Source organism: Gaetbulibacter sp. M240 (assembly GCF_043876815.1).
Lineage (GTDB): Bacteria > Bacteroidota > Bacteroidia > Flavobacteriales > Flavobacteriaceae > Gaetbulibacter_A.
The window spans coordinates 135,228-156,492 of record NZ_JBAWKA010000005.1 but is presented as its reverse complement, the minus strand read 5'-3'; the positions used below and the strand labels follow the sequence as shown (position 1 = coordinate 156,492).

The 21,265-nt window shown below is 35.5% G+C and carries 20 protein-coding genes and 1 tRNA gene; 13 read left to right on the top strand and 8 right to left on the bottom strand.

The window, feature by feature from the left end; all coding sequences use genetic code 11:
• The first annotated feature begins 55 nt into the window (after window positions 1–55).
• Both V8G61_RS13850 and V8G61_RS13845 read left to right on the top strand, forming a co-directional pair.
• Complete coding sequence (locus V8G61_RS13850; RefSeq protein ID WP_394876469.1) at window positions 56–1,429, top strand: T9SS type B sorting domain-containing protein; 1,374 nt, start codon at window positions 56–58, stop codon at window positions 1,427–1,429.
• 23 nt (window positions 1,430–1,452) lie between these two features.
• Entirely contained in the window at window positions 1,453–2,160 is a 708-nt protein-coding gene (locus V8G61_RS13845) for a PepSY domain-containing protein (RefSeq protein WP_394876468.1), read from the top strand.
• Window positions 2,161–2,167: 7 nt separating this feature from the next.
• Here V8G61_RS13845 and V8G61_RS13840 read toward each other — a convergent pair whose 3' ends face one another.
• From V8G61_RS13840 to rpiB, 3 genes are read right to left on the bottom strand one after another with little or no spacing between them, the layout of a single operon-like run.
• A complete protein-coding gene (locus V8G61_RS13840) occupies window positions 2,168–2,611 on the bottom strand; it encodes a GNAT family N-acetyltransferase (protein WP_394876467.1) in 444 nt (147 codons plus the stop codon).
• A 3-nt stretch (window positions 2,612–2,614) separates the two neighbouring features.
• Window positions 2,615–3,538 (bottom strand): cation diffusion facilitator family transporter, encoded by a 924-nt coding sequence (locus V8G61_RS13835; protein WP_394876465.1) that lies wholly within the window; start codon window positions 3,536–3,538, stop codon window positions 2,615–2,617.
• Window positions 3,539–3,973: a ribose 5-phosphate isomerase B gene (gene rpiB / locus V8G61_RS13830; protein WP_394876609.1), complete on the bottom strand. Its 435-nt coding sequence runs from the start codon at window positions 3,971–3,973 to the stop codon at window positions 3,539–3,541.
• 633 nt (window positions 3,974–4,606) lie between these two features.
• Between rpiB and rnr the strand changes: the two genes are divergently transcribed.
• The 4 genes from rnr (at window position 4,607) to V8G61_RS13810 (ending at window position 10,692) form a co-directional block, all read left to right on the top strand.
• Window positions 4,607–6,814 carry a ribonuclease R gene (gene rnr, locus V8G61_RS13825; RefSeq protein ID WP_394876464.1) on the top strand — a complete coding sequence of 736 codons (2,208 nt, stop codon included), beginning with the start codon at window positions 4,607–4,609 and terminating at the stop codon, window positions 6,812–6,814.
• Window positions 6,815–6,886: 72 nt separating this feature from the next.
• Window positions 6,887–7,564, top strand: coding sequence for a head GIN domain-containing protein (locus V8G61_RS13820; RefSeq protein WP_394876463.1), 678 nt, complete (start codon window positions 6,887–6,889; stop codon window positions 7,562–7,564).
• Window positions 7,565–7,677: 113 nt separating this feature from the next.
• The gene (gene bglX / locus V8G61_RS13815) at window positions 7,678–9,951 is read left to right on the top strand and encodes a beta-glucosidase BglX (RefSeq protein ID WP_394876462.1); all 2,274 of its coding nucleotides are present in this window, start codon (window positions 7,678–7,680) and stop codon (window positions 9,949–9,951) included.
• A gap of 57 nt (window positions 9,952–10,008) precedes the next feature.
• On the top strand, window positions 10,009–10,692 hold the full coding sequence (locus tag V8G61_RS13810; protein ID WP_394876461.1) for a LysE family translocator: 684 nt from the start codon (window positions 10,009–10,011) through the stop codon (window positions 10,690–10,692).
• A 29-nt stretch (window positions 10,693–10,721) separates the two neighbouring features.
• Here the strand turns inward: V8G61_RS13810 and V8G61_RS13805 are convergent.
• The 3 genes from V8G61_RS13805 to V8G61_RS13795 form a co-directional block, all read right to left on the bottom strand.
• Window positions 10,722–10,792, bottom strand: a tRNA-Cys gene (locus V8G61_RS13805).
• A gap of 38 nt (window positions 10,793–10,830) precedes the next feature.
• Window positions 10,831–11,202 (bottom strand): dihydroneopterin aldolase, encoded by a 372-nt coding sequence (gene folB, locus V8G61_RS13800; RefSeq protein WP_394876460.1) that lies wholly within the window; start codon window positions 11,200–11,202, stop codon window positions 10,831–10,833.
• On the bottom strand, window positions 11,202–11,411 hold the full coding sequence (locus V8G61_RS13795; protein WP_394876459.1) for a zinc ribbon domain-containing protein: 210 nt from the start codon (window positions 11,409–11,411) through the stop codon (window positions 11,202–11,204). The genes folB and V8G61_RS13795 overlap by 1 nt, the downstream gene beginning before the upstream one ends.
• A gap of 140 nt (window positions 11,412–11,551) precedes the next feature.
• Here V8G61_RS13795 and V8G61_RS13790 point away from each other — a divergent pair, with 140 nt between their 5' ends.
• The 7 genes from V8G61_RS13790 to V8G61_RS13760 all read left to right on the top strand — a co-directional run bounded on the left by V8G61_RS13790 (window position 11,552) and on the right by V8G61_RS13760 (window position 18,476).
• On the top strand, window positions 11,552–13,543 hold the full coding sequence (locus V8G61_RS13790) for a glutamine--tRNA ligase/YqeY domain fusion protein (RefSeq protein WP_394876458.1): 1,992 nt from the start codon (window positions 11,552–11,554) through the stop codon (window positions 13,541–13,543).
• An 82-nt stretch (window positions 13,544–13,625) separates the two neighbouring features.
• A complete protein-coding gene (locus V8G61_RS13785; protein WP_394876456.1) occupies window positions 13,626–14,780 on the top strand; it encodes a GNAT family N-acetyltransferase in 1,155 nt (384 codons plus the stop codon).
• 199 nt (window positions 14,781–14,979) lie between these two features.
• Window positions 14,980–16,503, top strand: coding sequence for an ATP-binding protein (locus V8G61_RS13780; RefSeq protein ID WP_394876455.1), 1,524 nt, complete (start codon window positions 14,980–14,982; stop codon window positions 16,501–16,503).
• Complete coding sequence (locus tag V8G61_RS13775) at window positions 16,490–17,122, top strand: response regulator (RefSeq protein ID WP_394876454.1); 633 nt, start codon at window positions 16,490–16,492, stop codon at window positions 17,120–17,122. The genes V8G61_RS13780 and V8G61_RS13775 overlap by 14 nt, the downstream gene beginning before the upstream one ends.
• Window positions 17,123–17,221: 99 nt before the next feature.
• Window positions 17,222–17,524 (top strand): hypothetical protein, encoded by a 303-nt coding sequence (locus V8G61_RS13770; protein WP_394876453.1) that lies wholly within the window; start codon window positions 17,222–17,224, stop codon window positions 17,522–17,524.
• Window positions 17,525–17,605: 81 nt separating this feature from the next.
• A complete protein-coding gene (locus tag V8G61_RS13765) occupies window positions 17,606–18,199 on the top strand; it encodes an MCP four helix bundle domain-containing protein (protein ID WP_394876452.1) in 594 nt (197 codons plus the stop codon).
• Between the two features lie 112 nt (window positions 18,200–18,311).
• Window positions 18,312–18,476 (top strand): hypothetical protein, encoded by a 165-nt coding sequence (locus tag V8G61_RS13760; protein WP_394876450.1) that lies wholly within the window; start codon window positions 18,312–18,314, stop codon window positions 18,474–18,476.
• Between the two features lie 60 nt (window positions 18,477–18,536).
• Here the strand turns inward: V8G61_RS13760 and V8G61_RS13755 are convergent, their stop codons facing one another.
• Both V8G61_RS13755 and gltX read right to left on the bottom strand, forming a co-directional pair.
• The gene (locus V8G61_RS13755) at window positions 18,537–19,466 is read right to left on the bottom strand and encodes an SPFH domain-containing protein (protein ID WP_394876449.1); all 930 of its coding nucleotides are present in this window, start codon (window positions 19,464–19,466) and stop codon (window positions 18,537–18,539) included.
• A gap of 142 nt (window positions 19,467–19,608) precedes the next feature.
• Window positions 19,609–21,129, bottom strand: coding sequence for a glutamate--tRNA ligase (gltX, locus tag V8G61_RS13750; protein WP_394876448.1), 1,521 nt, complete (start codon window positions 21,127–21,129; stop codon window positions 19,609–19,611).
• Between the last annotated feature and the right edge of the window lie 136 nt (window positions 21,130–21,265).

Here is a 21,265-nt window from a genome sequence, read left to right as displayed (position 1 = left end):
AACCACCAATACTCCAAGGCCATTGCACATAAAACGATATCTATATGTGTTTTTTGTGGGACTAGCACACTATGTTGGTCTGGGTCAAAACACCGCCATCCCTGATCCTAATTTTGAACAAGCGTTGATCAATTTGGGTTACGATTCAGCACCAATAGATGGTTTCGTTCCTACGGTAAATATTGCTTCGATTACTGATTTAAATGTTTCCGGAAGTAATATTTCAGACCTTACGGGTATAAAAGATTTTACAGCTCTTACGAATCTTAGATGTGAACATAATGTCCTTACAAATCTTGATATTAGTGGTAATATCTTAATTTCTGAACTTTACTGCTCCAATAATCTGCTTAGTTCTTTGGATGTTTCAATGCTTCAGAATTTAAAAATATTCTGGTGTAGCTACAATCAATTAAGTGCCTTGGATGTATCCCAAAATCTAGGTTTAATATCCTTGATCTGTGGTTATAATCTTCTGACAGATCTTAATGTCGAGCCTCTGGTTGATCTTAGGGTTTTGGACTTCGGGTTCAATGATATCGCTTCCATAGATCTTAGTAAGAACATAAACCTAATCAGACTTGATTGTCGCAGAAATAACTTAACAAATTTAGATTTTTCTAATGCGCCCAAACTCTCAACACTATTGTGCGACGATAACCAATTAACTGTTTTAAATACGAGTAATAATAATCAATTAAACAACCTTTCCTGTGGATTTAACTTGTTGGTGAATTTAGACCTGTCCAATAACCTAGCGCTTACAACGCTAAATTGCAGTAATAATTTACTCTGTACCTTAAATTTAAAGAATGGAAATAACACTAACATGGTTGTCGATTTTGGTTTTAATATTTCTCTGGTTTGTGTAATTATCGATAATATTCTAGCCACCCACGACAGCTGGACACCGTCTAATTACGCGGGATTTGTATCGTCTGTTGAGGATTGTAATAACGCAATCCCAGTTGATACTTTTAGCGATGTTGTTAGTATTAGATCCTATACTTTACCAAGCCTCACCATTGGAAACTATTTCACAGGATCGGGTGGTACGGGCACGCTATTAAATGCTGGTGCTATTATTACCACATCTCAAACTATTTATATTTATAATGAATTACCATGTGGAGGTAACGAGTCACAATTCAATATTTTAATTATAGACGACGAACTTTATATTCCTTCTTTTTTTACCCCTAACAATGATGGAAGTCATGATCACTGGACGGTAACCGATAATGCTGACCAGGTATTCAATATTCTAATCTATGACCGGTATGGAAAATTCATAAAGTATTTATACCCTAACGATCTGGGCTGGAATGGCACGTACAACGGTTACGCCTTGCCAACCAGTGATTACTGGTATGTTATAAATTTAAAGTCAGGGCAAATTCTAAAGGGCCATTTTACACTTAAACGATAATTGAAAAATTTCTTAATATCAGCATGGTAAACAGACAAACAGCTTTAAAAATTAGAAAAACCCACAGGTATTTGGGTCTTTTTATTGGAATTCAATTCCTCTTTTGGACAATTAGTGGCCTCTATTTCAGTTGGACTGATATTGATGATATTCATGGTGATCAATATAAAAATCTTTCATATCAACCGAAGTCATTTAAAAATTTAATTAGCCCTTCTCAGCTTGAAACTCCTGAGGCTGTTCATTCCATTGAAATAAGAGATTTAAATAACACGCCCTACTACTGGGTTAATAATAAACAATTATACAGCGCTCTTGATGGTAGCCTAAAACAAAATATCACAGAAGATGAGGCTCTGTATGTTGCTGGAAATTATATGAATTCTGATTTAAAAGTAGACTCTATTTATAGAATAAATACGGTTGATGAACATCATGAATACAGAGAAAGACTCCTGCCGGCCTATGTTATTTCGTATAAAAATAATGAAGCATTAAAAGCATATATTTCTTTAAAAGATGGAAAATTTCAAACCGTAAGACATCGCAGTTGGCGTTGGTTTGATTTTTTATGGATGACCCACACCATGGATTACGAAACCAGAGATGATTTTAATAATATAATTTTAAGAGCTTTTTCTTTGTTAGGGCTCATTACGGTGCTTAGTGGTTTTCTATTATGGTACACGTCATCACTATCTGTAAGAAGATTATTTAAGCGATTTCGTTAATTAGATTTTATTCCTTCATCATGGAAACATGTGGAATTCCGTCTTCAAGATAGGTATCACCAAATGCTTTAAACCCTAGATTGGTATAAAACTTTTCCAAATAACACTGGGCTGAGATCCTGATGCTTGTTTCGTTAAAGTGATCTTTTACCGCTTTAATAGAAGCTTTCATTATTTGATTGCCATAGTCGTGACGTCGTTCATCCTTTGCAACAATAACCCGACCAATACTAGCCTCCTCAAAATATATCCCCGGACCAAAAATTCGGGTATAAGCCACCAGCTTATCATTTTTTAACCCTAACACATGTAATGCTTTTGAATCTTTTCCATCGAGGTCCTGATACACACAATCCTGCTCCACAACAAAAACGGCGCTTCGTAATTGTAATAAATCATACAATTCCTGGTTGGTAAGTTCATCAAAGGTTTTAACTACTATTGTCATCATAATTTAATCTTGTACGATCATATCTTTAGGATCATCTTTACGAAATTCAGGTTGAATATTCACGTGATTAATTTCGTATTTTTCTAAAAGAAAGGCTTCTATTTTTTGAAGAATATCATCAAATTTTGAAAGGGAAATATCTTCATTAAAATCGATATGGGCTTCAAAATGTAATTCACGTTCATTAAGTTGCCAAACATGCACATGATGTACATTTTCAATAGATTCAAAACCATTCAACTCCGTTACAATATTATTAACAGGAATGTTATCAGGTGTAAATAACATAAGCATTTTAGTAGAATCTTTCAGTAGGTCATAACCCATGTAAATTAAATAAACAGCAATAGCCAAGGTTAGTACACTATCTACCCAAAACACCCCATATATTTTCATAAAAATACCCCCAATTAGCACTGCCACACTAGCCATCATATCTGTAAATAAATGGAGATACGCACTTTTCATGTTTAAATTTGATTGCGCATCTTTTTTAAGTAATAATACGCTTAAACCATTCATAATAATTCCAAAAAGAGATAACCAAATTACCAGTTCTGTGGCGATATTTTTAGGATGTGAAAAACGTTCGATAGCCGCATTTATTAATAAAATAGCTACGACGATTAATGCTGAAGCATTTACAAAAGCTGCCAGGATCTCTGCGCGTTTGTAACCAAAGGTACGATGTATTGAAGCTTCTTTCCTGGATAAACGATTAGCAATGTAACTTACTATAAGCGAAATAACATCGCTAAAATTATGAAGAGCATCACTTAATAAAGATAAACTTCCAGAGATCAAACCACCAATAACCTGAGATACTGTGATAAGAATATTTAATATAATGGAGATCAAAAGGTTTTTTCCCTTTAGATCTGTATGGATGTGTGAATGATTATGGGTGTTATTGTGATTATGACCCATTTAACAAGATAATGGTATTTTATTGATACGTCTTAAATGCCGACCACCTTCAAATTCTGTTTTTAAAAAAACATCTACCATATCAACAGCTTGTTCAATGGCAGTAAATCGCGCGGGTATACATAAAACATTAGCGTTATTATGACCGCGGATAAGTTCAACAATTTCCTTATTCCAACATAAACCGGCACGAATACCTTGATGTTTGTTCGCTGTCATCGCCACACCATTAGCACTACCACAAATTAAAATACCATAAGTAGAATTTCCGTTTTCCACATCGTCGGCAACAGGATGCACAAAATCTGCATAATCCACACTATCACTACTATCGGTGCCGTGATTAATAATCGTGTATCCTTCACTTTTTAAGTGTTTTACGATCGCTTTTTTATAGTCGGTTCCGGCATGGTCGTTACCTATTGAAATGGTCATCATATGAATTGTATTAAATCCGAATACAAAGGTAATAATTATTAAGCGATGTGGATTAATGTATTCATTACTTGTTAATAAGTGTTGATTCTTTTCTGAAATAAAAATTTGGAAAATTTATTAAATTTTTCCAACCAGATACTATTCAAATAAACCTAAAAAATAAGACTCTTTTTTTAGATAAGTTTTCAGCTTTTAAATGGGAGTTATCAGATAATCATTTTAAAAAATTTATTAAAAAAACAGCGTTAAATCCAGTTGTAAACAACTGTTAATAATAAAACAAAATCGATTCATTTATAAGTGTTTAATAGTTATTATATATGTTAATTACTTATCAATAAAAAGAAATAAAACACCTTTCAAAATTTTTTAGTAAAAAGTTATACCGCTATTAACAAGCTATCATAATCATCATTTTATTTTTAAAATTTTAAAAAAGAATTATGTATTTAATATATAGTGTTAACAACTTAAAAAAAACAAGAATCAATATTTAAACCTCAGTAAACATTAGATTAACATTAAAAAGCGTAGCTTTGTAAAAAAATAGCACGGTCTTCACCTTTTACAGCTGCTATAAATAACACAATTTCCTGTATCTTAGGAAATTATAATGATCACAACCATTACATGAGTAAAAATAAAAAAAGGAAATCCGGGAAAAAAGGAATTCCAAACCTAACAAATAAAATATTAAGTATTTTAAAAAAGGAACGTAATAAAACGTTCAATTATAAACAAATAGCGGCAAAGCTTGATGTAAATGATGCGAATAGCCGTAACCAGATCATTAAAAGCTTACGCGACCTTCAAGGAAAAAATGAAATAGAGGAAGTTGATCGAGGTAAATTTAAAGCGGTGGTTACCGCGGAATATTTCACCGGTAAATTAGATTTAGCAGCCAAAGGTAACGGGTATGTGATCAGCGATGATTTTGATGACGATATATTTATTGCTTCAAACAATATAAATAAAGCACTTCATAATGATGAAGTAGAATTCTACGTTTACAAACGCCGAAAAAACGGAAAACTGGAAGGTGAAATCACCCAGGTTCTTCAACGTGCCAAAAGTGAATATGTAGGTGTTATTCAAATTCAAAAGAATAGCAATTTCGCTTTTGTGATACCGGATAGTGGAAAAATGTATACCGATATTTTTGTTCCTATAAATAAAACGCTTAAAGCGGAAGATGGCGATAAAGTTTTAGTACGCTTAGATGATTGGCCTGAAAATGCCAGTTCTCCTAATGGAAAAGTGATTCAGGTTTTAGGAAAACCAGGAGAACACAACACCGAGATTCACGCTATTTTAGCCGAGTATGGTTTACCATATGAATTTCCTTATGAAGTTGAAGATTTTGCAAATAAATTAGATACGTCAATTACTAAAGAAGAAATAGCAAAACGTCGGGACATGCGTAAAGATCTAACGTTTACCATCGATCCGAAAGACGCTAAGGATTTTGACGATGCTTTATCCTTTAAAGATCTAGGGAGTGGTTTATATGAAATTGGTATTCATATTGCGGATGTGTCGCATTATCTTCAGGAAGGTACTGTGCTTGACGATGAAGCTTATGAGCGTGCAACCTCTGTTTATTTAGTAGATCGTGTTGTACCGATGCTCCCGGAAGTGTTATCTAATAATGCTTGTTCATTACGACCGAATGAAGAAAAATATACTTTTTCTGCAGTTTTTAAATTGAATGATAAGGCAGAAGTTAAAGATCAGTGGTTTGGCAGAACCGTAACTTATAGTGATGCTCGTTTCGCTTACGAGGAAGCGCAAGCTATCATTGAAAGTAAATCTAATAATATTCCTGAAGACGTTTCCTTAACCGGAAACCGTTATCAAACCTCACAAAATATTGCAGATGCTGTTTTAAAATTGGATGAACTTGCTAAGATCATGCGCCGTAACCGAATGAAACACGGAGCTATTTCTTTTGATAAAGTTGAAGTAAAGTTCGAATTGGATGAGTCAAGTAATCCTTTAGGAGTCTTTTTTAAAACCAGTAAAGATGCTAATAAGTTAATTGAAGAATTCATGTTATTAGCCAATAGAAAAGTAGCGGAGTTTATTGGTAAACAATCCCCTAAAAAGACCTTTATTTATCGTGTTCATGATGAACCTGATGAAAGTAAATTAGCAAATCTCCAGGGTATTGTGGCTCGTTTTGGATATAAATTAAATTTTAAGGACCGAAAATCCACCACAAAATCATTAAACTTTTTATTACAAGATGTGGTTGGTAAAAAAGAACAAAACCTGGTAGATACTTTAGCGATCCGTAGTATGAGTAAAGCGGAATATACCACACACAATATAGGCCATTATGGTTTGGCATTTGATTATTATAGTCATTTTACGTCACCGATTCGTCGTTATCCTGATGTTATGGTACACCGTTTATTACAACGATATTTAGATAAAGGTAAATCAGCCAGTGAAGAGGCTTATGAAGAAAAATGTCAACACTCCAGTAATATGGAATATCTGGCTACAAAAGCGGAACGCGATTCTATAAAGTATATGCAAATTAAATTTATGCAGGACCATCAGGATGAAATCTTTACTGGTGTCATCTCCGGTGTAACAGATTGGGGTATTTATATAGAGATCATTTCAAATAAATGTGAAGGTATGGTAAGTGTTCGTGATATGACGGATGATCATTATGCTTTTGATCAGGATTTATTTGCTTTAGTTGGTCGTAAATCTAAAAAAGTTTACCAGTTGGGTGATGAGGTTGTGGTAAAGGTTAAGAATACCGACCTTGTTAAAAAACACCTCGATTTTACACTAATGGAAAAAGTAGAAGCACAAACAAATTAAATTTTTATTAAAGGATAGCAACAACGGAATAATTCTTGATAATTTTGTAGAAATCAAAATACAAATCAACAAATGAAAACTTTAGTGAAACTTGTTGTGCTGCTGATATCTACATCAGTATTTGCACAAAATTCGATAGAACGTGAAATAGGTGAATTTACAGTACTTAAGGTTTATGATTTAATCCATGTGGAGCTCATTAAATCAGACCAAAATAAAGTTATTATCACTGGTAATAATACCGAAGACGTTATTCTAAAAAACACGAATGGTGTTTTAAAAATTAAAATGAATATAGGTAAGATTTTTGATGGCGATAAAACCCATGTTAAATTACATTACACCAATGTTGATATGATTGATGTAAATGAAGGCGCTATCGTAAAATCGGAAGACACTATTGAACAGTTCGAGATCGACCTCAAAGCTCAGGAAGGCGCCAGTATTTCAGTTCCTATAGCTGTAAAATATGCTAATATAAAATCAGTAACAGGTGGTATTATTAATGCTACAGGTCAAGCGAAAACCCAAAATATTACCATATCAACAGGTGGTATTTATAAGGGAAGTAAAGTAGATACCGAAAATACTGATATATCCATTAAAGCCGGTGGAGAAGGCCATGTTAGAGCTTCAAAGGTATTAGATATTAACATCAGAGCCGGGGGTGATGTTTATATTTACGGCCAACCGGAAACAATAAATGAATCCAAAGCTTTAGGCGGACGTGTTAAACGTGTCGATTCGTAATATGAAATGGAATTAAATTTTATGATCCCTACTTTACTAAGTAGGGATTTTTTATAATTATGAATCAGACCTTAAATTTATATCTTTGCTTTTTTCCAACTAAAACACAGATCATGACCAAAATACAGTACATTTTATATCCTTTTATTTTTATTGGTATGACGATATTATCATCTTGCAAACAAGAAGCACAACAGGAACCAGAATCTATAGATTCAAAAATAGAGTCCTTACTTTCAAAAATGACCTTAGAGGAAAAAATAGGTCAGATGAACCAGTATAATGGATTTTGGGAGGTTACAGGGCCAACACCATCAACGGGTGATGCTGCTAAAAAATATGATGATCTACGAAAAGGTTATGTAGGTTCAATGCTGAACGTGAGAGGTGTTAAAGATGTAAGAGCGGTACAAAAAATTGCCGTTGAAGAAACGCGATTGGGAATTCCTTTGATTATTGGTTTTGATGTGATCCATGGATATAAAACGATCAGTCCTATTCCGTTAGCGGAAGCGGCGAGCTGGGATCTTGAAGCCATAAAAACCTCTGCGCAAATGGCTGCTTTAGAATGTTCTGCTGCCGGGATAAATTGGACGTTCGCGCCCATGGTTGATATTTCCAGAGATGCTCGTTGGGGTCGTGTTATGGAAGGTGCCGGAGAAGATCCTTTTTTAGGGTCTTTGATCGCTAAAGCGCGTGTAAATGGTTTTCAAGGAGATGATCTTTCCAAACCTAATACAGTTGCAGCCTGTGCCAAACATTTTGCCGGTTATGGTTTTGTAGAAGGTGGTCGTGATTATAATACTGTTGATGTAGGAACTTCAACCTTGAATAACATCATTTTTCCGCCTTTTAAAGCAGCGCTGGATGCTGATGTGAAAACATTTATGAACGCTTTTAATGTACTTAATGGTATTCCGGCCACAGGAAATGTATATCTACAAAGGGAAGTTTTAAAAGGAAAATGGGACTTTAAAGGTTTTATGGTTTCGGATTGGGGTTCTATAGAAGAAATGCAAAATCACGGTTACGCGAAAGACTTAGAGCATGCTGCTGAATTAGCAGCTATTGCAGGTTGTGATATGGATATGGAATCGGATGCTTATGTTACAAAATTAGCTGGTTTAGTAAAATCCGGTAAGGTTTCTGAAGCCCTTATTGATGATGCTGTTTCAAGAATTTTAAAGGTTAAATATGAATTAGGATTATTTGATGATCCTTACAGGTATTGTGATGAAGAACGCGAAAAAACAGTTACGGGAAGTCAGGAAATTCAAGATGCTGTTTTAGATATGGCTAAAAAATCTATTGTTCTTCTAAAAAATGAAAACGAACTTTTGCCTTTAAAAAAGAAAGGTCAAACTATTGCAGTTATAGGAGCCTTAGCTGATGATAAAACGAGTCCGTTAGGGAACTGGCGTATAGCCGCGGATAATGGAACAGCAGTGTCTTTTTTAGAAGGCATGAAAGCCTATCCTGATAACACTTTAAATTATGTAAAAGGCGCTGATGTTGTTGTGGGTAACACAGAATTTACTAAAGAAATAGAGATCAATACTACAGATAAAAGTGGTTTTCCTGAAGCTATTAAAACAGCCAAGAACGCCGATGTTGTTGTGATGGTTCTGGGTGAACAAGCTTTTGAAAGCGGGGAGGCGAGAAGCCGTTCCGAATTAGGATTACCAGGTGTGCAGCAAGACTTATTGGAAGCGGTCTATGCCGTGAACAAAAACATTGTTTTAGTGTTACATAACGGTCGTCCTGTCGCTATTCCTTGGGCTGCGGAACATATTCCTGCTATCGTAGAAGCCTGGCAACTGGGCACCCAAAGTGGTAATGCTATTGCTCAAGTGCTTTATGGTGATTATAACCCTAGTGGAAAATTACCTGTAACCTTTCCAAGACGCGTTGGTCAGGTACCTTTGTTTTATAATTATAAAAATACCGGACGACCAAAACCAAAGAATCCCGGTGATGTCTTTTGGTCACATTATATTGATGTTGAAAACACCCCGCTTTATCCATTTGGGTACGGCTTGAGCTACACGACGTTTTCTTATTCAAATCTAAAGGTTTCTAAAACAGGTGAAACGACATTTGAAGTTTCTGTGGATATTGAAAATACAGGGGAACGGGATGGAAAAGAAACCGCGCAACTCTACATTCGTGATATGGTTGCAAGTGTTACAAGACCCGTTAAGGAACTTAAAGGATTTGAACAGGTGCCTCTAAAATCGGGAGAAATAAAAACCATTACCTTAACACTTACTGATAAGGAACTTGGGTTTTACGACAATCAAGGAAATTTTCTTGTAGAGCCTGGCGATTTTAAAGTTTTTGTAGGTGGAAGCTCCAACACAAGTTTAGAGACTATGGTATCATTATAATCAACGACTTACATTTGTTTTCAGATTTAATTACTTTTGTTAAAACCCAGAATGTTTATGTTGGATGATGTTTTAACAGCCATTCCGTTTGGTATTATTTTAGCCTTCACCATTGGGCCTGTTTTCTTTGTGCTTCTTGAAACAAGTGCCACAAAAGGATTTAAAAGCGCTTTGATTTTTGATCTAGGTGTGATCCTAGCGGATATTGTTTTTATAATAGTGGCTTTTTTCAGCACGAACAAACTACTCGATAAAATAAAGGACGATCCTAATTTTCTAATATTTGGTGGTGTTTTGCTCTCTGTTTATGGTTTTATTTCTTTTATAAAAACCTCTAAGTCCTTTCGGGACATTCTTCGGGATTATCACCGGGTAGAGATCAAAAAGGGGTATGGTAAATTATTTTTAAAAGGCTTTTTACTAAACTTCATCAATATTGGCGTCCTTTTAGGTTGGGTGGCATTTATTGTACTAGCAAATAGTTTAACGAGCTCAAATAACGGTGTAGTTGTTTTTCTTGGCAGTATTTTAGGAACCTATTTTCTTATGGATTTAATTAAGATTGTCGTTGCCAAGCAATTAAAGAATCGTTTAACGCCACGACTAATCTTTAAAGCCAAAAAAATAATTTCACTGGTCATTCTCGGTTTTGGGATCCTTCTTTTGGTTCAAGGGTTTTTTCCTAAGGAGAAAAAAATAATAGAGGAGAAATTGGAACAAATTAACCCTATAAAAAAATAAAAGCTTCCAAAATCTTGAAAGCTTTTTTGAGGCGTCGAGCGGATTCGAACCGCTGTAGAAGGTTTTGCAGACCTCTGCCTAGCCACTCGGCCACGACGCCATTCTGAGTGCAAATGTAAAAAAAATTAAGACTTTTCTTTAGTTTAAATGATTTTTTCGCTTATCCGACATTTTTATCGTAACACGTGCAACATCACCACCTATAGGAGGGTTTAGTTTACTCACCCAAACAGTTGCCTTTTCTATACGTGGATCTTCGTTAAAGATCCGATCTAAGATACGCTTTCCAACAGTTTCTAGCAAGTGCGAGGGCTTAAGCATTTCTTCTTTAATCACCTTATTCAGAAATACATAGTCAACCGTATCGCTTAATTTATCAGATTCTGACGACGTTCTTAGATCTGCTTCTACCTGAAGATCGACACGGTAATCACTACCTATTTTTTTCTCCTCTTTTAAGCATCCGTGATAAGCATAAATCCGAATGTTTTCTACTTTAATTATTCCCATTACGTTGTAAATAAATCAAAAATATTGCTAAGCGCAGACGTTTTAGCTTTATAGAACTCGGTGTACGTGCAATTCGAACAGGTTACCGAGGTAAATTTTTTATTTTGAACATCGAAAATTTTTGACAATGTTCCACCGGTAGCTCGCATCTCATCAACCGAACAATCTGTGTGACCACACTTCGGGCACCTATAATTTAAATTTTCCATTTTAGAAAGTGTATTTAAGAAAAGCGTGTCATGGTTTATGCACCAATTCAAAAATTTGTTACGCTTCTCTAACTTATTCAGCAAAAATAACCTGAATTTCCTTAATTTTGAGGCCTATTGCGATGAAATAAATTTCAAGAATGTCTGAAGAAAGAAAATCACTCAATTTTATTGAGCAAATTATAGAAGAAGATCTGGCACAAGGTTTATCCAAAAAGGCTTTGCGTTTTCGATTTCCACCGGAGCCCAACGGCTATTTACACATTGGCCATACCAAGGCAATTGGTATTAGTTTTGGGTTGGGCGAGTATTACAACGCCCCTGTAAACCTGCGATTCGACGATACGAATCCGGCTAAGGAAGAGCAGGAGTATGTGGATGCCATTAAGCGCGATGTCGCGTGGTTGGGATATACATGGGATCAGGTTTTGTTTTCTTCAGATTATTTTCAGCAGTTATATGACTGGGCTATCGAACTTATCAAAGAAGGCAAGGCTTATGTAGACTCTCAGTCTAGTGAAGTGATGGCCGAACAAAAAGGAACCCCAACACAACCTGGTGTTGATGGACCCTACAGAAATCGGTCTGTTGAAGAAAACCTAGATCTTTTCATACGCATGAAAAATGGTGAATTTGCTGAAGGGGAACATATTTTACGTGCTAAAATAGATATGCAGCACCCCAATATGTTGATGCGTGACCCCATTATGTATCGCGTGATAAAAAAGAGTCATCATCGTACCGGTAACGATTGGTGTGTGTATCCTATGTACGATTGGACGCATGGCCAGTCTGATTATATAGAACAGATATCACACTCCTTATGTTCTTTAGAGTTTAAACCGCATCGTGAATTGTATGACTGGTTCTTGGATCAATTGGTTGAACCGGATAAATTACGTCCTAAACAACGTGAGTTTGCCCGGTTGAACTTAAGTTATACGATTATGAGCAAACGTAAGTTGCTCCAATTAGTAAACGATAATATTGTAAATGGTTGGGATGACCCAAGGATGCCTACTATTTCAGGTTTACGACGTCGCGGATATACACCGGCAGCACTGCGCAAATTTGTAGAAACTGTTGGCGTTGCCAAACGAGACAACGTTATCGATGTCTCTTTATTGGAATTTTGCATTCGGGAAGATCTCAATAAAACTGCACCTCGTGTGATGGCGGTATTGGATCCGGTAAAAATTGTGATCACGAATTATCCTGAAGATAAGATAGAGTGGCTGGATGCGGAAAATAATCAGGAAGACGAGAGTGCTGGTTATCGAAAAGTACCGTTTTCAAGAGAAATTTATATTGAGAGAGCCGACTTTAAAGAGGCTGCAGGTAAGAAATTTTTCCGTTTAACGCTTGACGGTGAAGTGCGCCTTAAGAACGCTTACATTATCAAAGGTGAATCTGTGGTAAAATCAGAGGATGGTACCATTCAGGAAATTCATTGTACCTATTCCGAAGACACAGAGAAAAAGGTTAAGGGAACACTGCACTGGGTTTCCATTCAACATGCTTTAGAAGCTGAGGTTAGAGAGTATGACCGATTATTTATGGATGAAGCGCCTGATAGTTATGAAGATAAGGATTTTATGGAATTTTTAAACCCTAATTCTTTAAAAACCATTAAAGCTTATTTAGAGCCAGGCTTGAAAGATGCGGAGGTCGGCGATCGCTATCAATTTCAACGTTTAGGCTATTTTTGTGTCGATAAAGATTCGACTGAAGATCATCTGATTTTCAATAAAACGGTTGGTTTAAGAGATTCGTGGGCTAAGCAAAAACCACAACCCCAACAGGCTAATAAAAACCAAAACCAACCACAATCTAAGCGTAAAGCAATTGATGTCATCAAACAACTTGGAAAAAAATACACTAATTATCCAGAGGATAAACAAGCTAAGGTAAAGGCAGAAATTCAGAAGCTAGCTGAAGAAGTAAGTTATGATGAGCTTGAACCTTTATTCAACACCGCTGTAAAAAAGGCTGGAACCCGTATTGCCGTAACTCTGGTTTTGGGGGTTATGTTAAAAAAAGGTCAGGACAAGAACGAAGCTATCCTCGACTTTATCAATAAGGCTTTGGTGGATAATAATCAGGTTCTGGTAACTGAAGCACAAGCCCTTTAAAACCCAATGAACAATTCGGGTGTTTTTAATTTTTAATCCATAAGAAGACTGAAATTAATATTTTCAGTCTTTTCATTTTTAAGTGATACAACATAAAATATTTAATACAACGCAAGAATTATCCCGGGACTGGGATACTTTGGTGAATCATGACCTGTTCCTGCAAACAAATTATTTACGTTCTGTAGAGGAGGCTTCACCCAAAAACATCCACCTGTTTTTTATTGGATTTTATAAAGATCAAAAGCTGGTTGGTGTCGCTGTTGTACAATTGGTGAAATTGGATTTAAATGATATGTTCCGGCAACATCAGTCTGGGAGTCTTAAAGAAGTATTACGGCATTCGATATCATCGCTAATCAAGGGGTGTGCGCTTGTTGTGGGAAACATTATGCACACCGGGCAACACGGTATTTATTTTGATGAAAAAGAATTAAACTATCCCCAATTCTTAACGGCAACCCAGAAAGCATTGGTTGAGCTCCAGCCTTTAATTAAAAAGCAATATCAAAGAAGGATCCAAATTATAGCTTTTAAGGATTACTTTTCTCATGACACCTTTCACGGAAACACCGAGTATTTTCTAACCCACAAATTTCATCGCTTAAATCTGCAACCCAATATGCTTCTGGAAATACCGAAGAATTGGGTCAGTATAGACGATTATACGGCTGTTCTAACAAAGAAATATAGGGACAGGTACAAACGCGCCAGAAAGAAAAGAGGAGCTCTTAAACCCGTCGAATTGGATCTGGAGACAATTAAAGAAAACAGTGCTACGTTACATCAATTGTATTTGAATGTTTCTGACAATGCGAAGTTCAATACCTTTATTTTACCTGAAAATCACTTCTATAGCCTGAAGAAACATTTAAAGGGTCAATTTAGATTGTTTGGCTATTACGACCAGGGAAAGCTTGTTGGCTTTTATAGTTTGCTTCTAAACCAGACTGATCTGGAAACGTATTTTTTAGGTTATGATGAAGCACATCAATACCCGAATCAATTGTATTTGAATATGCTTTACGATATGTTGGATTTTGGCATTCAAAATTCATTTAAAACCGTGGTTTACGCTCGTACCGCCATGGCTATTAAAAGTTCTGTAGGCGCTAAAGCGGAAGACATGTGGGTGTTTATGAAACATACCAACCCTGTTCTGAATATGATTTTTAAAATAGTCTTCAGTTTGGTTAACCCAAAACAAGAATGGAGGGAACGCCACCCTTTTAAATAATTAAAGTCGTATTTTTATACTTCAGGTTTACCCGCAATAACAGATTCCAATAATGAGCTTAAGGTTTTTAATACTTATCATTTTAAATAGCCTTGTTTTTCTGGTAACTATAGCGTTATCGGTTACGTTCTACAATCAATTTTCCAAGGTTTTAGACGATCGGATCCTTAAGCAATTAAATTCTATTAAAACCCTTAAAATGGTTCAATTAGAGCGATTAATTCAAAACGAATGGAATCAATTTTTTGAAGACTCTAATCCTGAGGGATTAATAGATAGTTTAGAATTTACCTTCCCTAATACTAAATTTCCGGCTTCAGGAATATATGATTTAACACCCTACCATAATCAAAACAAAACCTCAATAGGATTAGTTTTAAAAGAAGGATATCAATCAAAAGTAAAAATAATACCCTATAGTAAAATCAAGAATATTTTACTTGAACGAACAGGGATGGGCCAAACAGGAGAATCATATTTGGTTGGGGAAGATTACCGCATGCGATCTCAATCGCGTTTTTTACCGGATAAAGTTCCTAATACCATTTTGGTTAAAACTAAGGGGGTACAACAAGCTTTGGAAGGTAAGTCTGGTAGTGGACTTTATAAAGATTACAGGGATGTAGATGTTTATGGGGTATTCAGCCTTATAAAAATCTCGAAACTAAATTTGGTTATCCTTTCAGAAATAGATGAGTCTGAGGTTATGGCACCGCTTATAGAGCTTAGAACAAGGCTTTTAACTTTAATTGCTGTAATTACTTTTCTGGCCGTTGTTTTGTCCTTATTTCTTACAAGGATCATAGCTAATCCCATCATCAATATGAAGAAAAGCTTAAAAATAATGGCTGAAGGAGATTATGAACAGCGCAATGATTTTGGCAAGAACTCAAATGAAATAAAAGAGATGTTCCAAGCGCTTGATAATTTAAAGAAGTCTCTTCAGGGCGCTGTAAATTTTTCAAATGAGATCGGTAAGATGAACTTGAATACGCAATACTTTCCGAAGAGTCAAAATGATTTATTAGGGAAGAGTTTAATAAAAATGAGGGATAAATTAATTGAATTTAGAAATAAAGAAAGTAAAAACAGAATTAATACGAAACGCCAGTTGGTTGATGGTTTGGAAAAAGAAAGACAACGATTGGCTAGGGAACTTCATGATGGCATAGGCCCACTTTTAACGTCATTAAAGTTTTATATTGAGAATAAAATCGAAAACGACAAGGAACGGAAACAAATGAAAACTATTGTTGATGACACCATATCGGAAATTCGGTCGATGTCCAACGCTTTGATGCCTTCAATAATTGAAGATTTTGGAGTAGGTGCTGCTTTAGAAAACTTCGTTGAAAACATTAACAACTCTACAACTATAAATATTGATTTTGAAGACCTTACTAAACAAGACGAGAGTAAAATCACCAAAACTCAGGAAATACATATCTTTAGAATTTCTCAAGAATTAATAAATAACAGTTTAAAACACGCTAAGGCTAAAAACATTAAAATAACATTATCAGAATTTGACGATTTCATTTCCTTGTTTTACTTCGACGACGGTATTGGATTTAATATTAACACCATTAAACTGGGCTCAGGATTAATTAACATCAAGGAACGTGTAGAAATATGTCAAGGGAAAATTAAAATTTCATCTTTACCGAATAATTCCACGTTTGAAATTGAATTACCTATTGAAAAGGAGTATGAAACCAATTAAGATAATTATAGTAGATGACCATGAGCTTTTTAGAAATGGCTTGAAAGAGCTATTGATGAAGTACAATGATATTGACGTTGTAGCGGCAATTGGTGACGGTAAATCGTTTATAGATTTTATTATGGATCATCAAGATATTGATATTGTTCTTCTGGATATTACCATGCCACAGCTGGATGGTTTTGGAGTTCTAGACAAAATAAAAAACTTGAACGCGGCCATCAAACCCATTATCATATCCATGCATGATGAAGGTAATTATATTGCAAAATGTGCCAAAAAGGGAGCGTATAGCTATTTGCTTAAAAACACAGATCAAGAAGAACTGATTAAGGTCGTTAGAATTGTGAGTCAGGGTAAAAAATACTTTAGCCCGAATATTTCAGAAAAAATGATCAACTATATGTCTGAGAATGTTATAAGTGAAAACATTCTTTCTCAAAAAGAAAAAGAAGTTCTGGAGCTTATTTCTCAAGGGTTTACTACAAAGGACATATCAGCAAAATTATTTGTTAGCACCAGAACCATTGAAACACATCGAGGAAATATCCTAAGGAAACTTGAGGTAAAAAACACAGCTGAACTTATTAAAAAAGCCACAGAACTTAAATTGATATAATTTTTATCCGTATTTATACGGATACCAAATACGTAAATCTCTGTAATTCTAAACCAGTGTATTCATAGTTAATTTTGTTAATAATTAAAAACAAATACTATGAAAAAACTTATATTAACACTGGCGGTATTATTGGTTTCTTTTGCTGGGTTTTCTCAAAACCGAAACGACCTTAAAGGACCAGCTTACAAGAATTATAAGCCCTGGATGCACAAAAGCGAACCCGTTAAAGTTTATTCAATTAACCCGGAAGCAAAGTTAACTGGCCCGGCGTTTAAGAATAAAAAACATTGGAATAGAGATACAGAAACCAAAAAGACCCTTATAACCTTCGGTTCTGAACGTTCAAAATTAACCGGTCCAGCCTACAAGAACTACAAACCCTGGCGAAAAAATGATTAGTTAATTCAAATTGAGATTAATAAATAGCTAAAGCTGCTAGTCGTAAAAGTCTAGCGGCTTTTTAATTTTAAAACAAACCTTATGGAGCTTTATAACAAGATCAAGTGGATACTAGGAATTCTTATGGTTTTTACAATTATATTAATCACCAATCTGGTAGATAGAAATAATTTTAAACGCGTAAGAGATTCGGTTGTAACCATCTACGAGGACAGGTTAATTGCAAGTGATTTGGTGTTTGAGATGCACAAAGCTATCCAGAATAAAGAACGGACCCTAAAAGTAACAGACAGCACTTTATTTAAATCAAAAAATAACATTATTAATTACGCTATAGCTGATCTCATTGTAAGGTTTGAGTTGACTAAATTAACCGAAGAGGAAGAGGTTATTTTAAAAACATTTAAGTTGAATTTTGAAGAACTTAAAGATGTTGAATTGAGAATTAAACAAAATAATGATTTCGATAACGACATGTTTGAAAAGCAACTAGGATTAATGAATAAGAATCTTGATGCGCTGTTTAAAGTTCAAATTACAGAGGGTAGACGGCAAATGTCTATAAGTCAGCACGCTTTAGGCATTGTCCAACTCTTTACTCAAATTGAAATATATTTCTTGATTTTCTTAGCTATTGCTATTCAAATTATTATCATATATCAGCCAAGATCATAATTTAATACTTCTTTAAGAGACTTTTTCAGGTTTTTTCTATATTTTATAGATACAGATGAAGAGAATTATGGAACAAAAGAATCAAGATATATTAAGTGAAATTTCAAGTTTAATGAGAACAATTGAAACCGATTATCCGGAACTTCAAAAATATCTCAAGGAATCTCGAAGTACAATTCCTGTGGGTAATTCTAAAGAAAATATTAATCTGGAAGATCTCAAGGATTATCGAAACACCTTGCGTGATCTCATAACGAAATACGACAATAAAGATTAATAAAAAAACCTCTTGAATTCCATTTCAAGAGGTTTTTTTATAGAGGTTGTTGTACGGAAGTTACTTTTTACCCCCCTCGTCTTTACGCGCCTTTTTCATGGCTTCTCCTATTTGGTTGCTTGCCGTAAAACTAGCTACCATGTCATTGAGCATATTACTTCCTGCCTGAGGCGAATTAGGTAACAATATAAGGTTGCTATTGGTTTCACTACCAATAGCCTGAAGTGTATCATAGTGTTGTGTCACTACGATCAATGCTGAAGCTTCTTGGGAATTAATACCTACACGATTTAAAACATCAACAGATTCCTCGAGGCCACGTGCAATTTCACGACGCTGATCAGCAATACCCTGGCCTTGTAAACGCTTGCTTTCAGCTTCTGCTTTGGCTTTTTCAACAATTAAAATACGCGCAGCGTCTCCTTCATATTGCGCAGCAGTTTTTTCTCTATCTGCGGCATTAATTCGGTTCATAGCCGCCTTAACCTGGGCATCGGGGTCAATATCGGTTACCAGGGTTTTAATAATATCGAAACCATATTCTAGCATGGCATCATTTAATTCGGCTTTTACCGCCAATGCAATATCATCTTTTTTAACAAATACATCATCCAACTTCATTTTAGGCACTTCGGCACGCACCACATCAAAAACATAACTGGTGATCTGTTCATGCGGATAATCGAGTTTATAAAAAGCATCATATACTTTTTCGCTGAGAACGCGATACTGGACAGATACTTTTAGTTTCACAAATACATCATCTAAAGTCTTGGTTTCAACCAAAACATCAAGTTGTTGGATCTTTAAACTTAAACGACCGGCAACACGATCTATAATTGGAATTTTTAATCGAAGCCCTGAGTGGCGTATGCTTTCAAAGCGCCCAAAGCGCTCTATAATAGCGGCGGTTTGTTGTTTTACAATAAAAAAGGAAGATATTAATACAAATAATCCTATGATTAAAAAGGGAATAAGATAGAAATTCATAACGAAATATTTACGGTTAAATTAAGATTTACATACTATCCTTAAAGATACAATGAAAAAAGGATAATCTACTGTATTGGTAGCTTTAAGCGTATAATTTGTTACAAAACATTTTAAGAGATTCTTAGATTTTCCCGTTCGTCTAGATTTTATCAAGGAGAGCATCGATTCTGTTAGCAGATTCGTATTTCCCGATCATAAAAATAATTTCAAAAACGTCCGGACCTTGAAGAGCCCCAACAAGAGCCAGGCGCAAAGGCATCATAACTTTTCCAAAGCCAATATTGTTCTCTGTGATCCAACCCTTAATATCCGTTTGTAATGATCCAACCGTAAAACTGTCGATATGAAGAATTAGGGATTTAACCTTTTCTAAAATTTCCGGAGTGTCTTCTTTAATGGCTTTTTTGAAAGCTTTCTCGTCATAGGTCTTAGGAGCCGTAAAAAAGAAATCACTTAACGCCCAAAAGTCTGAAACAAAAGTGGCGCGCTCTTTTATAAGGCCGACAACCAACGTAATATAATTTAGGTCAATGTCATTAGACGGGAGTTTTTCATCCAAAAAAAGTTTAAAACTTTCGGCTAATTCATCATCTGTTTTGGTTTGCATGTAATGGTGGTTATACCATTTGGTTTTATCCGGATCGAAACGGGCACCGGATTTGTGAACACGATCCAGATCGAAGGCCTCAACCAGTTCTTCTAAGCTAAATAGTTCTTGTTCCGTTCCCGGGTTCCAGCCTAAAAAAGCTAAAAAGTTGGTTACGGCTTCCGGGAAATAACCTGCCTCTCTATATCCTATCGCGATATCGCCGGTTTTTGGATCTTTCCACTCCAAAGGAAATACCGGAAAGCCTAGCTTATCGCCATCACGCTTACTTAATTTCCCTTTTCCTGTAGGTTTTAATATCAATGGTAAATGTGCAAATTCTGGAGCTTTCCAGCCAAATGCATCATATAGTTGTTGGTGTAAAGCCAAAGAAGGTAGCCATTCTTCACCACGAATAACGTGTGTGATTTCCATAAGGTGATCATCAACAATATTGGCTAGATGATAAGTGGGCATACCATCACTTTTAAATAAAACCTTATCATCGAGAATATTAGTGTCGATGGTCATAGCACCACGAATCCGGTCGGTTAAGTGAAGGGTTTCGTCCTGGGGGCTTTTAAAACGGATCACATAATCCTCGCCGGAGTCTAATTTGGCCTTGGTTTCTTCCGCGCTAAGGGCTAATGAATTATTTAGCTTCATGCGGTTGTGCCAATTGTAAATAAATGTTTTACCCTTAGCCTCATGATCTTGACGGTGGGCGTCTAGTGTTTCGGCGGTATCAAAAGCGTAATAAGCGTGTCCTGAGGCGATTAATTTATCAGCGTATTCTTTGTATAAGTGTTTGCGTTCACTCTGGCGATAGGGTCCAAGTTTTTCGTTTTTACCAACGCCTTCATCACAAGGTATACCACACCAGTTCAATGCATCAATAATGTATTTTTCTGCACCTTCTACATAGCGATTTTGGTCTGTATCTTCGATTCTAAGAACAAAAGTTCCGTTGTGTTTTTTCGCAAATAGATAGTTAAAAAGTGCGGTACGAACGCCGCCAATATGTAAAGGCCCTGTAGGGCTGGGTGCAAATCGAACACGAACAGTATCACTCATCTTTCTTAAATTTGTTACAAAGATACAATTAACACCTAATTTAGTGGGGCGGAAAAAAAATAAAATTGTAGTTTAGAGGGTTATAGAAAAGCCAATCGAAACCTTAGGTTTGTTTCGTGGAAAAGTCTAGTATTTG